This window comes from Chlorogloeopsis sp. ULAP01, from assembly GCF_030381805.1.
GTDB lineage: Bacteria > Cyanobacteriota > Cyanobacteriia > Cyanobacteriales > Nostocaceae > Chlorogloeopsis.
On sequence record NZ_JAUDRH010000005.1, the window covers coordinates 78,674 to 95,063 of the forward strand.

Genomic DNA, 16,390 nt, shown 5'->3' on the forward strand with positions numbered 1-16,390 from the left:
TGTGACTTTTTATGTCTGCTACGCCTCTTTTACCTGGGGTTAACTCTCCTACCAATAAAAAACTAGATACGGCATCAGGAGAATTAACTCTTTCTCTACTGGGTGCTTCGCTTGCCGAGTTAACCGCTTGGGTGCAACAAAAAGGACAACCTGCTTACAGAGGAAAGCAGTTACATGAATGGATCTATCATAAAGGCGTGCGATCGCTTGCTGATATCTCTGTATTCCCTAAACAATGGCGGGCAGAGGTTGCAGAAATTTCAATTGGGCGCTCTACAATCCATTACCGCTCCGTTGCTCCCGATGGCACTGTTAAGTATCTTTTGCAACTAGCAGACGGATATATCATTGAAACAGTCGGTATCCCAACTTATCGAAGCAGGGGAGAGGGGGAGACGCAAAGACGGGGGGAAGTGGAGAAATTCCCAGATCCAAAATCCCTAGAACGGTTGACAGTTTGCGTCTCAACTCAAGTCGGTTGTCCGATGGGATGTGATTTCTGTGCGACTGGTAAAGGTGGCTATAAGCGCAATTTGGCACGGCACGAAATTATCGATCAGGTATTAACTGTTCAGGAAGATTTTCAGCAGCGAGTGAGTCATATCGTATTTATGGGTATGGGTGAACCACTGTTAAATTCAGATCATGTTTTAGGAGCGATTAAATCTCTCAATCAAGATGTGGGTATTGGGCAGCGCTGCATGACTGTCTCTACAGTGGGAATAAGCGATCACATTCGTAAATTTGCCCAGCACAAATTACAAGTTACCCTCGCAGTCAGTCTCCACGCTCCTAACCAAGCACTACGAGAAAAACTCATTCCTAGCGCCCGTGCCTATCAAATTGAAGATTTGCTAGCTGAATGTCGCGAGTATGTGGAAATTACTGGACGACGTGTAACTTTTGAATATGTTCTTCTTGCGGATGTTAACGACTTTCCAGAGGATGCTGTTGAATTAGCACAAAGACTACGGCGATTTCAAAGTCATGTTAATTTAATACCATATAATCCTATATCTGAAGTAGACTACAAACGTCCGACTCCTAGTCGCATTCAAACTTTTGTCAAAGTTCTCAAACAGCATCATATTGCTGTGAGCGTGCGCTACTCTCGTGGTTTAGAAGCAGATGCTGCTTGCGGACAACTACGAGCAAGTAAGCAGTAGAGAAAAGGCGAGTTTTGTTGATTATCCTTTGATAAAACACTCAACCCGCCCGTACATTATTTAGAGTTTATTGCTATTGGCCATTAACCATTAGCTATTAGGTATTAACGTTATCATCAACGAGCATAAATTCCAGGGGCATAAGCTTCAATAACTTTACCAGTACGCGTGCAACATACCATTAAGTAGTCACAACTTTGGCATTGAGTTCTTGTTAATTGCCTATCAAAAATATAATATCTTTCTCCTTTACTACCGCAATTGGGGCAGTAAATACTTTGTACTATCTGCATTTTTAAATCCCTGGATATCATGATTAGTTTTGCTGTAAACAATAAGCAGGTTAATGAAACCGGCTAACCTTTAATCTTCTATACTTAACAAAAATCAATATTTATGTTAGCTGGTAAATCAATTTAGCCTGGAAAAACTTAACAACCTATAATTCTTTTGATTATCTTAAACTTTAGATATATAACCATCTAGCTTTGGATATAAAATTAGCTTGTTTATGCTGTCTTAGCTTATGGTTTCTGCGATCCCTACCAAGATTAGCTTGAGACTATAGCGACTCTAGTTCTTTTCGTCTAGCTATTGCTACTAAAATCAGCAGTAGCTTTTAGCAAGACTTGAGCAAATCATATGTAGTTGACTTTAGGCTTTGCTAGCACACTACTCCCCCACAAAACTGAGTGTGATTCTAGTGTAAAATCTTCTCTTATAAAAAAGTGCAAAATCTGTATATTAAGTCACAATTTTTTTGAAACTAGGTATAAAAAGACTGTAAATGAAGATTTTGTCTAAAATCTAGCTGCAAAAATAGCGTTATGATTAAATTAGTAAATACATCACAAATTATAAGTTCGAGTAAAAAAATATTAATTCTAGGTTGAAATGATTTTTTTGTTACTGCAAAAAAAGAATTAAATTCTAGAGATAAAATTTAAGAAAAACTTCCAATCAATAGATGAGTAGCCTCAGCCATATTTGCTAATCTAATGATTAGTAATGGGTAATGGGTAATGGGTAATGGGTAATTAGGTAATGGGTTTTTTCCGCTTATCAATTACCCATCATTTCTTTTCACCTGTTTATCAGCATTGAATTAGCGCTAGCATTTGATTTTATCTACCTCAAGCGGGATGAAAATAGTCATAAATTTCCTGAGCTAAACGCGAGCCAATTCCTGGAACTTCAGCTATCTGTGCGGGTGTAGCTTGGCGAATATAATCAACTGAGCGGAAATGTCCCAAAAGCTGTTTTTGGCGATAATGCCCTAAACCAGGAATTTCATCTAAACGCGATCGCTTCAATTTATCGCTGCGTTGCTGGCGATGAAAACTGACAGCAAATCGATGCGCTTCATCTCGCAATCTCCGCAGTAGTTGTACTCCTGGTTGTTCTGACTCTGTTGACAGTGGTTCCGATTCTCCCGGTAGAAAAATTTCTTCTCGTCGTTTTGCCAGACTGATTACACGCAAGTCTTCCAATAAATTCATCTGTTGCAAGACTGCTACAACTGCTGATAACTGACCTTTACCACCATCAATCATAATTAGATCAGGCCAGTCAGGATTCCCAATTCGCGACAATTGCGGATTTTCGGCATACTTGCGAAAGCGGCGACAGATAACTTCAGCAAGACTGGCAAAATCATCCGAATGTCCGGTTGTAACTGTGGGATTTTTGATTTTGTAGTGGCGATAGTGTTGCTTGGCGCTGATTCCGTTGACAAACACGACTTGGGAAGCTACAGCATTTGAGCCTTGGATGTGAGAGATATCATAACCTTCAATGCGGTGAGGTAAGTCGGGTAAATCAAGGATGGCAGCTAAATCTTGCATCGCTTGTTGGTTGCGATCGCCCAATTTTTGCAGTCTTTGCAATTCATATTGAGCGTTTCGCTCTACCATTTCGATTAATTCTGCCTTGGTTTGGCGCTGGGGAGCGACAATCGTCACTTTTCTACCTTTACGCTGTGTCAGCACATCTGCCAGTATCTCTGTATCTGGTAATTCATGCTGCACCAAAATTTCCGTAGGAATTTCTACCGCATCGGCAGTTTGGTAGTGTTCTTCCAACACGCGTTGTAAGATGGCTCCCATCAACCCTCCCTCACTCTCCCCCGCTTGCGGGGAGGATGAAAGGGGGGGTACTTCCGCAATAAATGCAAGTCTGCCCACCAATTGTCCGGCACGAATTTGAAATAATTGAATGCAGGCGTGTTGTGCATCTGCTGAAGCGGCGATCGCATCACGAGAAACCGTATCATCTGGTAGGGAAACTTTTTGATCGGCATTGAGAGACTTTAGCCCTGCAATTTGATCGCGAATCCGTGCTGCCGCCTCAAAGTTGAGTGCCTCCGCTTGTTTGTGCATTTGTTCTGTCAGGATGTCAATCAGTTCGCTGCTTCGCCCTTGGAATACCATCGCCACTTTTTGCACAGTTTTGCGATATTCTTCTGGAGAAATCAGCAACTGACACACACCAGGACAACGTCCTATATCGTAATTTAAACAGGGACGGTCTTTAAACAGGGGTTGAGGGCGCTGTCGCAAAGGAAATATCCGCTTACATAAGCGCAAAATCTCCCGCAGTAAGTGAGAATCAGTATAAGGGCCATAATATTTGTCCTTTTCTTTACCTAGTTGACGCTTACGAGTAATATAGATTCGGGGATAATCTTCTGACCAAGTGATACAAACGTAAGGATATTTTTTATCATCTTTCAGCAACACGTTGAAATAAGGTTGGTGCTGCTTGATCAGGTTAGCTTCTAACGCTAGGGCTTCCGCTTCTGTATCGGTGACAATAAATTCAATCTCTGTCACCTGCCTTACCATTGTGGCGATGCGTTCGCTGAGTTTTTGTGATTCTCGAAAATAAGAACGAACACGCGATCGCAACTTCCGAGATTTACCTATATATATAATGCGATCGCTCCTGTCTCGCATCATATACACTCCAGGTTCTGGCGGAATTTCGGCTAAACGGCTTTCTAGACGTTCTGGTTCTTTAATTAGTGGTAGTGTTTGAGCAGATGTTGTCACAACCAAAGTTTGGCAACTTTATAATTCACCTATATTTATTTTAAGTAAAATTACTATGAAATTTTATCGATAGTTCTCGTTACCAGGTTGAACCTGGTAACGAGGGCTTTGAAGGCTATTGGAACTAGTGCAAGATGAGAATATATTGGTTTTAAGTAAAATTACTATGAAATTTTATTGATTGTATATTTTTCTATATCGCCAATTTACTGGAAAAGTTTACAAGCTAATTCTTCTTCGATTGCCAAAATTAACTCAATCAAGTTTACAGGTTTGACAAAGTAGCGACGAGCACCTAGTTTGATTGCTCGTTCCCGATCCTCTTTAAAAGCAAAGGCTGAAACTACAAAAATTGGTGTCAGTGATATATCTGTTTCTTGCTGTATTTTTTCTAATAAAGAATAACCATCAATATCAGGTAATTTTAAATCTAATAAAATCAAATCTGGTTGAAATTTCTTGATAGTAGAAATCAAATCAGAACCTCCTGCCAAGCTCTGAACTTCATATCTAAAGTGAATTAGATAGTCACTGAGTAACATTCTGTTAATATCATTATCTTCTATTAATAAGATTCTTCGTCCTCTCTTGAGTGACAATTGCTGCTGAATTTTAAGTAACTGTGCTGTCATTTTTACCTATACATCTTTAGGTTAAAAGTCAACAATTCTTGCTAAAATATAAAAAAATTGCTGCTAAACTTATTAGGTGTTAGAGTATTTTATTTGCCTAAAACAGTTAGAATTAGAAATAAAAATATTATTGCGACACTAAATTATACTTTCTGCTGACTAAAAAAGTTTGCGTTCCAGAATACTATACTCAAAATCCAAATTTAACTGCAAGTTAAACATATCTTAAAGAAATGTTTTATAAACTTGTACTAAGTTATTATTTTTAAATATTTTAGAGAGTAAGCTTCCAGAGCACTCTACATACAAGTAAGAAATTTAATCATAAAAGCATTCAGAAGTCAGAAGCTCATATAATTAATCTCATAAAGAAATTATGTAAACTTCTATTCTCTAGTTCCTATTTTGAAGTCAAAAGCGAGAATTTTTAGAATTCTCTTCAACTTCTGCAAAACAGCCATCATTAATTAAAAGAATCTACTCTGTTTATCGTTTTTTCATCCCCTTTCCAGTGGGTAGAGAGTCGCTTGGGCAATTAACCGCTTCCGCGTTTATCTGTTCTTGGTGGTTTAGAAAAAAATCCCCTTTCCACTTGCAAAAAAGGGCTAAGGCCTATTTTCCAACTAGCCGATACCCTGAAGGGTGCGGCTATAAAAACGTAGACGCGGAAGCGGCTCCCTGAAGGGTAGTCCGCCGACACGGACTATAAAAATTAAGATTTTGACCTGCGGAGGCAGGCTTTGTCCGCGTAGCCTCAAGCTAGCCTGAAGGCTCGTGAGATTTGACAACACGTTCTAAGGGTGAAGTTCTTCTGGAGGTAAACTTGCAAATACTTGTTCGACTAACCCTTTCGTTTTAGTTTCTAGAGCATTCCAATCCACATCACCCGTTTCATCGATTAAACTAGTATCAATATCAACTGGTTCATCACTTAAGGAATTGTAATCAAGAAAACACACTCGGTAACACAATTCCCATAAATCCACACTTACTTGTTGCTCTTGACGCTGTAAACACAGATGATATCCTGGATGGGGCATTGGTAGACGGGCAAGAGTCTCTCTAATTTCAAGTGCTTTCTCAGGAGTTGCGGCTTCTAGTTCTTGTAAAAGTCTTGTCACAACTGCTTTTGTCTCATCGCTGGTATTTGGGGGCCAAATCAGCACATCCTGGTAAGTTCCCTTCCAAGCAGATACATCAAGCAACTTGCGAATATTATCCACAACGCGAATGAAAGCAGGTTGCATGAGGAGTTCAGCCTGCCGCCACGCGACTGAATTTGTTATTTTAGGTGGCATGGTTACTAAAAAATGATATTGAAATCAAAATTAACAATGTTTATTGACTAAAATATTGTGTTTTACATCCAAATCTTTTCTCAAGATAACGGATTTTATCGAGGAAATTTTGGAGATATTTATTACCATCCTGAGAAAATGGGTGTTAATACTGGGGAGGGAATATGATTGGCAAGTTACTAGACCATCGATACCAAGTCATGCAAGTCCTAGCAACAGGAGGATTTGGTGAAACATACATTGCCCAGGATACAAAACGTCCGGGTAATCCGATCTGCGTAGTTAAGCACCTCAAGCCAATCAGCGCCGCTCCCTCCTTGTTTGATACAGCTAAACGCCTATTTGAAAGCGAAGCCGAAACTTTAGAAAAATTGGGTAACCACGATCAAATACCCCGGCTGTTGGCTTACTTTGACGAAAATCAAGAATTTTACTTGGTACAGGAATTTATTGAAGGGCATTCCCTTAGCGATGAAATGATATCTAGTGAAAACTGGACTGAAGGGGAAGTCATCGATTTGTTAACAGAAATTTTAAATATCTTAGATTTTGTTCACAGTCATGGTGTAATTCACCGCGACATTAAGCCAGATAATATTATCCGCCGTGCCGCAGACAAAAAATTAGTCTTATTAGACTTTGGGGCGGTGAAAAAATTGCGTACACCCTCCGAATATGCTACTCAAACATCAGTTCTCAATGCCGCCGGGTACTTCTCTGCTACGGTAGCTATTGGTACTCCCGGTTATATGCCCACAGAACAAGGGCAAGGCAAACCCCGCCCTAATAGTGATATCTACGCTTTGGGCATTATAGCCATTCAAGCACTAACGGGAGTAGCGCCAGTAGAAATGCAAGAAGATCCCCAAACAGGCGAAATTCTCTGGCAGCACTTAGTACCCATCAGCCAAGATTTGGCGGCGGTTTTGAGCAAAATGGTACGCTATCACTTCAAGGATCGTTATCAAAGCGCTCAAGAAGCTTTGCAAGCACTGCAAGCAATTGATATCCGCTCTCAAATTGGAGAATATCGCAAAAATCTCAGTTATGGGGCAACTACTTTCCCATCACGCCAATCTCAGCAGAAAACCATCGCCCTCGCGCCAGCAAATAATGTATCTCCAGCACCACCAGAAGCAGCCACCAAGCCACTTACTTCTGTTTCCAGGAGTTCTTCTAATGGCCCTGACTTATTGCAGCTATTTGTTCTAGTATTTTTGGCAGGTAGTGCTGCTGCTATTGCTCCGTTGGTAGTTAAGAATGCACAAAATTTTGCTGCGAACGTGACAGGAGGAAATGACATCATTACAGCGCCCACCTGTTTAGCTGTTGTTGGAGCAAAGCAAGCAAATATCCGTTCAGAGCCGAGTGCGATCGCCAGTGATAACATCGTGCAAAAAGTTAACCAGGGCAAGAAGTTAGAAGTGACAGGAAAAAGGACAAAACGCGGTTGGGTAGAAGTAAGACTTGACTCGGAGCGGGCTTGGATAGAACAAGTTCATATCAAAAATAAAGATGGATGGGTTACTTGTCTGCGAGATAAGGGCATTGCTGTGAAAACTGTAAACGATGTTGACTTGATTGGTTTTCTCTCAACTTCCTCATCAAAATCTGTTGTGGATAGCAAAATTTCTTCCACAGAAACATCAGAACCAGCTTCTTTATCTGCAAAATTAGAGTCAGAAAACTCACAACACAAAACATCTACCCAGACTATAGAAAAAGCAAGAAAGAAGTATGAATCTGGAGATTTACAAGGTGCAGTTGAATTAGTTAAGTCTATTCCTATAAATCCTTCTGGCTTAAAACAAACGACAGAAATGTTAAATCAATGGCAACAAGATTGGGCAAAGTCAGAAGCTTTCTTCAACGAGATTAATAAAGCATTAGATAGTGGTCAATGGGATAAGGTTTTAGCTTACAAAGACAATCCTGAAAATTTGCCAAATATTCAATATTGGCGAAACAAAATAGAGCCATTATTTAAACAAGCTGCCGAAAATATAGCTAAACAAAAGCTTCCTCAGATAACCAAGTCGAATAATAATTCTCAGGACAAGCTTTCCACTACTGAATCAACTAAACAGTAAAGATAATAAAATATTTAGTGGTTAATTTAAGAGTAAGATACCCGACTTCTTAAAGAAGTCGGGTATCTATTTTTTATTTACTAATTAAATATTTAATATTTTTTACTATAAAAAAACATGAAAAATAAGCATGAGAAAATTATTTTTCGCACGTCTGTATTTTGGGAAAGCGTTTTTCAATAGGATATACTTTAACTGGTTTCAAACTACTTAGTAGGTATCCTCGTATTCTGGCGCATTAACTCGTCTTACTTCGGTGTGAGGTGGTAAAAACTCAGCTCGACGTACTGGAACTAATGGTGTACCAGAACCATTGTAAGGATGAATAACTTGGACTGTACGAGTATGTCGTTGTTTAGGAGAAAACAAAGATAATACCCCAGCAACAACAATACCTCCGCCGATAGTTAAAGACATACCTCCCACTGCCCATACTATAGGTGAAGACCACCAGGGATTTTCAGATTGCTGCAAGCGTGACGCTGCATTTTGGTTTTGCTGTGCATTTAATTGCAACTGATAGTTGTAAGCCTGTTGGAGTTGGGCTTGGAACTGCTGCATTTGACTTTTGAGTTGCTCGTTTTCCTTCTTTAGCCCCTCATTTTCCATTTTGAGACGTTCCATTGCTAAACGCTCATCAGGATTTGGACTTGCAGGTGTTGGAGCAACAGGTTGTGGTGCGTAAGGATTATATGTCGGTGGCTGCTGTATAACTCCAGGCATCATAGTAGTTGGCAATTGTGGAGCAACTGCGATGTTTGGCTGTTGCAGAGGATTTCCAGTTCCCTTTAACAACAAAATAGCCGCTAGCCCCGCTACGGCAACACCGCCGATAAATGCCATACTCTCACTCATTGCCTTTACCTCTAGTCAGCGAAGCCACTATGATCGCTTGTGACCGATATACTTTAACACTCATAATCATAAAATTTACATTCTAAAGTACTGTACTTTAAATAACATCTAAATCCGGATCAGCGATCAAACCTGCCTTGTTACCGCTTGATATCTGCTTTATATATTCAAAACTATATTTTTCAAAATGTCTACAAAGGAAGGTAAAAAAACTCTGATTATTAAACATTTTAATCTACCTTCCCAGTTTGTCTCGTTCAAATTGCTATTTGCTTTTGCTTACGGGTTAGCGATCGCGCTTTTGAGTGTTTGACAAAATTCAGCGATCGCCTTTAAACCTTGCTGTGGAGTGCCTTCAGCCAGGCGTTTTACAAAAGCACTGCCAACAATTGCAGCATCTGCTCCCCACTCTTTCACTTGACGAGCTTGTTCTGCTTGGGAAATTCCAAAACCTACGCCAATTGGTTTAGTAGTATAATTACGTATTTTATTTAATAAATCAGATACTCGTGTTTCAACTTGCGATCGCATACCTGTAACACCCGTGACACTGACTAAATAAATAAATCCTTGAGAGGCGCGAGCAATTGCTTCGATCCTTTCGCTGGAACTAGTAGGAGCAATCAACAAAGTGACATCTATTCCAATTTCAGCAGCAGGTTTGAGCAAGGTTGCAGCTTCTTCTAAAGGTAAATCTGGCACGACTAAGCCAGCCACGCCAGCATTAGCAACTTGCTGGAGAAATGTATCTATACCACGGTTAAGAATGGGATTATAGTAAGTAAAAAGAATAATTGGCGCTCGCAAGCTAGGAGAAGTAGCTTTTAGCATTTCCAGCACTTGATCTAAACTTGTTCCCCTTTGCAAAGCACGAGTAGCAGCAGCTTGAATAACAGGCCCATCAGCCAGAGGATCAGAATAGGGAACACCAAGTTCGATTATATCCGCACCACTGCGATCCAAAACTCGCAAAGCTTCTGCTGTGGTTTCTATATCTGGATCGCCAGCAGTAATAAAGGGAATTAAAGCGCACTCTCGGTTACGTGCCAGGTTTTCAAAGCAATCGGAAATCGCAGTCATTAGTAATTAGTAAATAGTAAGTAGTCATTGGGAGCCAGCGCGCTCTTGCGGGTTAAGCGACTTGTAGCGACTGACGAATGACAGATAACTAATTTACACCTTATGTTGTTCTTCCTGTTCTATTTCAGCTTGAATTTTCGCTAACTCTTCTGGGGAAAGTTCTTCTAAGCGCTTTTGCAAGTAGTCTTCTTCGTATTGTTCGCGTTGTTTATGGTAGGTCATATTGTGACTCACTGCACGGAAAAGATATGTCAGCAACCAGCCAACTAATCCACCGACTAGCAAGGCTTGACTCCAAATACCAGCATTCAAACTATCTAAGCCTGCTAGTTGTAGGAGTAAATACACCAAGCCACCTGCAATAAAAACGCCTAAGCCAATTCCAATAGCGTCAATGCGTCGCATAAGTCTTATGACCTACCATTGTTAATTTAAGCTTCAATTTGCCGCCGCTTGGGTCGAAGATTCACAAACGGTGACAGAACTAATAAACCTGGAAAGAAGAAAAATATCAAAAAGTACATAAATGCACGCTCTATGGAGCTAGCCACATACCAACGTTTGTTTAGATAGAACAGCACAGCCACAGGTATGACTAATAGATAAGCTCCAGCCAAAATCAGGTACAGGAGCGGTACCATCATAGATTCCATCATGAGTTTAATACAGCAATAACCAACGGGTGCATCTTTCCTTTCCATCATAGGCTGAAAGCTCGTCACCAGGAAAGTACTGTTAATTGCTTTTGCGCTCTTAACGATTTAATCTTCAAGCTGGCAAGGAGAATTTTCTGCCTTTTTTTAAAAAAGTTCGGTTATCCAGAAAAATTTTTTATAGTTACTAGTTGGCAAATGACGCAAATGATGTTGCAATAGATCGAGGAGGTGTTTAATGCCTCACAAATTAAAAAGTGACTCCCAAATTAATATGGGGGTGTGGCGGAATGGTAGACGCTACGGACTTAAGTAATTGAGCCTTAAAGGAGAAATCCTTTGAGTGTAAGCTCTCAAATTCAGGGAAACCTAAATCTGGTAACAGACAAGGCAATCCTGAGCCAAGCCAAACTCGTCACTTGTCATTAGTCATTTGTAGCTAGCAAATAATTACTAACAAAAGGCTAGTTTGGAAGGTGCAGAGACTTGACGGGAGCTACCCTAACGTAAAGTCGAGGGTAAAGGGAGAGTCCAATTCTCAAAGTCTAAAGCTGATAAAGCTATTAGGCAGTGGCGAAAGTTGCAGGAGAATGAAAATCCGTTGACCGTAAAAGGTCGTGAGGGTTCAAGTCCCTCCACCCCCACTTTTAAGTAAATATAATCAAAGAGTATTTTTGAAACTTGTAAAAAGTTGAAATTGATTGTTCAAACTGTTTACATTAGATAGAAAATTTCAATATTGAAGCCTCCGCAATCTTTTCTTTTAAGTACGCGATCGCTATCACTCAAAAATTTATTTAAAGGCTATTTATAAAGTTAATGTTAAGTAGGGGAGGTAAAAAATGGTCAGATGTTCTGCCCACCCAACTTCAGAGCCTCGCGGAGCAAGGAGCTAACGCACTTCGGCGGTAGACGTTAAGTGGCTTCTGTTAAGTAGCCGCCGCTCTGAGTTCTCGTTTTATTACCGTTGTGTTACGACTGTTTAGGGATTTGAGCGTTTAAGAGAGTCAGATTAGCCGTAACGCACCAATAAATACTACAAATTAGGGTTTACTTTATAAATAATCTCTTAAAGATAAATCTTCATAATTTCCTACTCATCGTACTAATACGGATGAGCATAGCTTTGAGTCATTTGCTACTAGTCAATGACATTATTCATGATTTGATATAACATTGCGTGCAAAGAATCAATTCCAAAGAACTAAATAAAATAAACTTTACAGAGAAAACCGAATTGATTTGTCATATTCAAGATTGGTTTGCATAATTTAGTTTTTATTTAGACAATAGGCAAGAATATAATTTCTGTTAGTTTCTGTAATCTAAATACAGAAGAAAAATGTCCATGAAAATTCTTTTGGTAGAAGATGATGAATTTACAACCTCAGTAGTTGTAGCAGCACTTAAAAATTCTAACTATCAGATTGAGACTACAAATGATGGCCAAATAGGGTTGGAGTTAGCAAAAAAAGTAGATTACGATCTGCTTTTATTGGATGTTTCGCTTCCAGGATTAGATGGTATCAGTCTTTGTCGCCAAATTCGTTGTGCAGGCTATCAAATGCCAATTTTAATTTTGACTGGCAAGGATAGCATTAGTATGCGTGTGACGGGATTAGAGGCTGGTGCAGATGATTATGTTGCTAAACCCTTTGATATATCAGAATTAATTGCACGAATAAAAGCTTTATTGCGTAGGGGAAAAGAAATTTTACCAACAATAATAGCTTGGGAAAATTTGCAGATTAATACCAATACCAAAGAAGTTACTTATACTACGAAGCATCTCCATCTCACTCCAAAAGAATATGGATTACTAGAATTATTTCTTCGTAATCCTCATAGGATATATAGTAGAAGAGCTTTACTAGATAAAATATGGTCTTCTGTTGAATTTCCTGGCGAGGAAGCTGTTACAACTCAAATTAAAGGTTTGCGGCAAAAACTAAAAATAGCTGGGATGAAGGTAGATTTAATAGAAACAGTTTATGGATTGGGTTATCGCCTCACAGAAGAGGAAAAGGATAAATCAGTTCAAAAGGAACAGGGGATTTTAGACTCCCATAGAGGAACAGTTAATCAAATAACTCCTTGTTATGAGTTGGCACAAAAGCAGCAAGCCGAAGCAAAAGTGATGGCTGTAGTAGCAAATATGTGGGAAGAGTTTAAACAGACTCTAGGAGAACAGATTAAATTATTTGAGCAGGTACAAGCCCAGTTATTAGACGCAACGCTAAATCACACTTTACTCAAGCAAGCAACGGCACAAGCCCATCGTTTAGCCGGTTCTTTAGGATGCTACAGTCTTTTGGAAGGTTCAAAAATAGCAAGGGAAATTGAAAGATTGCTGGAGGAAACTCAAACTACTCCAAAGCAAAGTATAACCTTGCAGTTAGGGGAATTAATTAAATCACTGAAAAAAATACTGCATCAGCAATCATCAATGCCTGCCGCTAGTTCTTCCTCTAGAGTTTCTTCTAGGCGGTTACTAATAATTGACGACGATGCTATGTTAATTGAACGAATTGAACTGGAGGCAAAAACCCACGGCTTCCAAGTAGAGATTGCAGCAAATTTGAAAATGGCAAGAAGTATACTTGTTAAATACTCTCCTGATGTCATTTTATTAGACCTCTCCTTCGCTGATTCACAGGAGAATGGTTTAAAGCTCTTAGCAGAACTTAATCAAAGTAAGCCTGATATTCCTGTCCTAGTTTTTACTAGCTGCAATCAATTGTCTAAACGAGTAGAAGCCGCAAGTCTTGGTGCCTGTGGCTTTTTGAGTAAAACTATGTTTGCTAGCGAGGTAATTTCCGTCGTCAAAACAGCACTGAACCAGAACCATATCACTGAAGCCAAAATCCTGATTGTAGATGATGACTCCCTAGTGCTTAATCACGTAACTGCATTGCTGTCACCTTGGAGAATACAACTAACTACATTACAAGATTCTCAAAAATTTTGGGATGTATTAGAATATACTGCACCAGATTTGCTGATTTTAGATATCGAAATGCCTGATTTTAGCGGGATTGAACTATGCCAAGCTGTACGTAACGATCCTCGTTGGAATCAGTTAGCTGTTTTGTTCCTGTCCGTACATTCTGATACAGAAATTGTGCGTAAAGTTTATGCGGCAGGAGCTGATGATTATGTAAAAAAACCATTTGTAGAGTCAGAATTAATCGTCCGTATACTTAATCGCCTAGAAAGGAGAATCTATAAGTATTATGACTACTATCAATGTTGATGATTTATACTATTGCTCAAAACGATTTTTTACCCCTAGCAAGCTTTGAAGGGTAAAAGTAAAGCTATGTCAGCAAAATGTATTCTGGTAATTGATGATGAAAAAAATCTGTGTACTATTATTCAAGCTTGTTTGGAAAAGCTTGGGTGTTGGAAAGTGCTAACAGCACATTCAGGTAGTAAAGGCTTAACTTTAGCTGAAACCGAACATCCTGATGCTATTCTTTTAGATGTGATGATGCCAGATATAGATGGGCTGGCACTGTTTGGTAAATTGCAGAGTAATCATTTAACTCAAAATATTCCCGTAATTTTACTGACAGCTAAGGTACAGACGGTTGACTTAAATAAATTTGCTCAACTAGGGGTTGCAGGAGTAATTCCTAAACCTTTTGATCCATTAAAACTTTCACATGTAGTAGCTGAAGTTCTAGGGTGGAAATCTTAGTACAAGAATTGATATCTTACACCATATGCAAGAAAAACTTTGCCATACAATTGCGAGAGTAAGAGCGGCTCTAGTTTCCTTTACCAGCTAGGAGCTGGTAACATGGTGTGGGTTTGCCTGATGGCTGCTCGTAGATTGCTAAGTATGATACAAGGGCATGAGGAATTAAGGAAATATCTGTTGAAGGCTCTTGAAATAAACTTGCTTGTCTTTAGAACTAAAAGGGTATTTCTGAATGGGGGGGTATGAATCCGGATGCGAAGAGGCGATTTATTGCGTCTGGATAAGAATTTTGGCATAACGAAAATTATTTTCAAGACATTAAATCAGTAACGTCACTAACAGCATTACCTTAAACATAAATTTCTAGCGCAGGTGTTGTTCCTCATAAAATCCTCATTTTTTTGTTTTAAGTTATGGGATGAAGCTAAATTGAGGAATAAAAACGATGATTAATAACAGCGATCGCCAAAGTTTTGAAATTATTGGAAATGAAACTTCCTCAACACTTACGGATAGTATAATTTTAGCTGGATACACAAGTATAATCTACGAATTAAATACATTAGTTGAAGATACTGAGCGTTTAAACCAACAGCTTGAATTACTCAGACAGTACTATAATTATCAGCAACAGCTAGTTAGAAATAGAATTTTAACAATCATAGAAAACTATAGAAATTCAACTAAACCTTTATCTATTGATAATTTAAATTAATAATTTTTGGCTGACGTAAGTACCTAAACAGAATTAATTACACATATTGTTTTCCCTAGCCCGGTTCCCTGTTCCTTCTTTACATGAATGAATTTAATTTTGCCCAACTATTTATATGATTGCCGATTTTGGTAATATTCATTAGTTGAGAGATAAAAGGAAATATCGGAATGTTAACCTGTTGGCAGTTCTTACAGAGGTTGAGTATTTTCGAGCAGTACATATATAGTGTCATACGTGAGTTTTTGTACAGTTATAGTGAAGATACAGTATGGGTTTATGAAGACGGTACAACTGGCGTATCTACGATTGAGGTAGAAGAAACAGATACGGAAATTATAGTTATAGCAGAAATTCCAAATATAGAAATTGAAAACCTTGATGTTCAAGTCTCTCAGGAAACAGTTTTAATCATAGGACAAGAGTTAAAACTTGCAGAAATTTTTAGCTCCTTTGATTTTGAATTTTGCCCAAATCAATTTCAAATTATTATTCCTCTACCTAATTTGATTCAACCTCATGCCACGATCGCAGAATTTAATGACGGTATCCTGAAGCTCACTTTCCAGAAGTCTTATCATAAAAGGCGGCCAATTAAGGTAAAAATTTTTGACACAAAAGAGTCTGCACCAGAACAATCTTTGGCTGTAGATGCAGCTCTTGGTATGAATTGGGACAAGTTAAGTTTGGTATTCTCTCCAAGCGAACAGTATGTAGGAACTACAAATGATGGTAGAACCAGCCAGTAAAAAGATTCTATTTGTTGATGATGAACCATATATGCAAAAAATTGTCAAAATCAGCCTAGAAACGATTGGCAGTTGGGAGGTAGTAGTAGCAAATTCAGGTGCAGAGGGTTTAATAAAAGCTGAGGAGCTTAAACCAGATGCCATTCTTTTAGATGTGCTCATGCCAGAAATCGATGGCATCGCTTGCCTAAAAAAATTACAGTTAAATATTCACTCTCAAACAATACCAGTAATATTTATTACATCTTTTCTGAGTTTTACGGAACCACATCAGTTCTTGTCACTAGGTGCGGTGGGAGCGATCGCTAAACCTTTCAATCCTCTAACGCTAGTTTCTGAAATTGCTAAAATTCTTGGTTGGAGCTTATAGATTTCAGAAACTATCAGCCCTTACCCTTC

Annotated in this window: 15 protein-coding genes; 7 read left to right on the forward strand and 8 right to left on the reverse strand. The window is 39.0% G+C overall.

The window, feature by feature from the left end; translation table 11 throughout:
* Window positions 1-11: 11 nt before the first annotated feature.
* Entirely contained in the window at window positions 12-1,166 is a 1,155-nt protein-coding gene (gene rlmN, locus QUB80_RS11025; RefSeq protein WP_289789553.1) for a dual-specificity RNA methyltransferase RlmN, read from the forward strand.
* A 116-nt stretch (window positions 1,167-1,282) separates the two neighbouring features.
* Here the strand turns inward: rlmN and QUB80_RS11030 are convergent, their stop codons facing one another.
* From QUB80_RS11030 to QUB80_RS11045, 4 genes are all read right to left on the reverse strand, one after another.
* Window positions 1,283-1,459, reverse strand: coding sequence for a replication restart DNA helicase PriA (locus QUB80_RS11030; protein ID WP_289789554.1), 177 nt, complete (start codon window positions 1,457-1,459; stop codon window positions 1,283-1,285).
* An 840-nt stretch (window positions 1,460-2,299) separates the two neighbouring features.
* Window positions 2,300-4,216 (reverse strand): excinuclease ABC subunit UvrC, encoded by a 1,917-nt coding sequence (gene uvrC / locus QUB80_RS11035; protein WP_289789555.1) that lies wholly within the window; start codon window positions 4,214-4,216, stop codon window positions 2,300-2,302.
* Between the two features lie 206 nt (window positions 4,217-4,422).
* Window positions 4,423-4,848 carry a response regulator gene (locus QUB80_RS11040; protein WP_289789556.1) on the reverse strand — a complete coding sequence of 142 codons (426 nt, stop codon included), beginning with the start codon at window positions 4,846-4,848 and terminating at the stop codon, window positions 4,423-4,425.
* A gap of 794 nt (window positions 4,849-5,642) precedes the next feature.
* Window positions 5,643-6,146, reverse strand: coding sequence for a hypothetical protein (locus tag QUB80_RS11045; protein ID WP_289789557.1), 504 nt, complete (start codon window positions 6,144-6,146; stop codon window positions 5,643-5,645).
* Between the two features lie 164 nt (window positions 6,147-6,310).
* Between QUB80_RS11045 and QUB80_RS11050 the strand changes: the two genes are divergently transcribed.
* Window positions 6,311-8,236 (forward strand): serine/threonine-protein kinase, encoded by a 1,926-nt coding sequence (locus tag QUB80_RS11050; protein ID WP_289789558.1) that lies wholly within the window; start codon window positions 6,311-6,313, stop codon window positions 8,234-8,236.
* Window positions 8,237-8,446: 210 nt separating this feature from the next.
* On the opposite strand, the gene QUB80_RS11055 is transcribed toward QUB80_RS11050, so the two are convergent.
* The 4 genes from QUB80_RS11055 to ndhL form a co-directional block, all read right to left on the reverse strand.
* Complete coding sequence (locus tag QUB80_RS11055) at window positions 8,447-9,091, reverse strand: coiled-coil domain-containing protein (protein ID WP_289789559.1); 645 nt, start codon at window positions 9,089-9,091, stop codon at window positions 8,447-8,449.
* Window positions 9,092-9,370: 279 nt separating this feature from the next.
* The gene (gene trpA / locus QUB80_RS11060) at window positions 9,371-10,171 is read right to left on the reverse strand and encodes a tryptophan synthase subunit alpha (RefSeq protein WP_289789560.1); all 801 of its coding nucleotides are present in this window, start codon (window positions 10,169-10,171) and stop codon (window positions 9,371-9,373) included.
* Window positions 10,172-10,264: 93 nt separating this feature from the next.
* Window positions 10,265-10,576, reverse strand: a complete 312-nt coding sequence (locus QUB80_RS11065) for a DUF3007 family protein (protein ID WP_289789561.1) — start codon at window positions 10,574-10,576, stop codon at window positions 10,265-10,267.
* A gap of 26 nt (window positions 10,577-10,602) precedes the next feature.
* A complete protein-coding gene (gene ndhL, locus QUB80_RS11070) occupies window positions 10,603-10,824 on the reverse strand; it encodes an NAD(P)H-quinone oxidoreductase subunit L (RefSeq protein ID WP_289789879.1) in 222 nt (73 codons plus the stop codon).
* 1,342 nt (window positions 10,825-12,166) lie between these two features.
* Between ndhL and QUB80_RS11075 the strand changes: the two genes are divergently transcribed.
* From QUB80_RS11075 to QUB80_RS11095, 5 genes are all read left to right on the forward strand, one after another.
* Window positions 12,167-14,077 carry a response regulator gene (locus QUB80_RS11075; RefSeq protein WP_289789562.1) on the forward strand — a complete coding sequence of 637 codons (1,911 nt, stop codon included), beginning with the start codon at window positions 12,167-12,169 and terminating at the stop codon, window positions 14,075-14,077.
* A 66-nt stretch (window positions 14,078-14,143) separates the two neighbouring features.
* Complete coding sequence (locus QUB80_RS11080) at window positions 14,144-14,524, forward strand: response regulator (protein ID WP_289789563.1); 381 nt, start codon at window positions 14,144-14,146, stop codon at window positions 14,522-14,524.
* Between the two features lie 448 nt (window positions 14,525-14,972).
* The gene (locus tag QUB80_RS11085) at window positions 14,973-15,242 is read left to right on the forward strand and encodes a hypothetical protein (RefSeq protein WP_289789564.1); all 270 of its coding nucleotides are present in this window, start codon (window positions 14,973-14,975) and stop codon (window positions 15,240-15,242) included.
* 170 nt (window positions 15,243-15,412) lie between these two features.
* Window positions 15,413-15,991 carry an Hsp20/alpha crystallin family protein gene (locus tag QUB80_RS11090; RefSeq protein WP_289789565.1) on the forward strand — a complete coding sequence of 193 codons (579 nt, stop codon included), beginning with the start codon at window positions 15,413-15,415 and terminating at the stop codon, window positions 15,989-15,991.
* Window positions 15,969-16,361, forward strand: coding sequence for a response regulator (locus QUB80_RS11095; RefSeq protein ID WP_502875291.1), 393 nt, complete (start codon window positions 15,969-15,971; stop codon window positions 16,359-16,361). The genes QUB80_RS11090 and QUB80_RS11095 overlap by 23 nt, the downstream gene beginning before the upstream one ends.
* Window positions 16,362-16,390 lie beyond the last annotated feature (29 nt).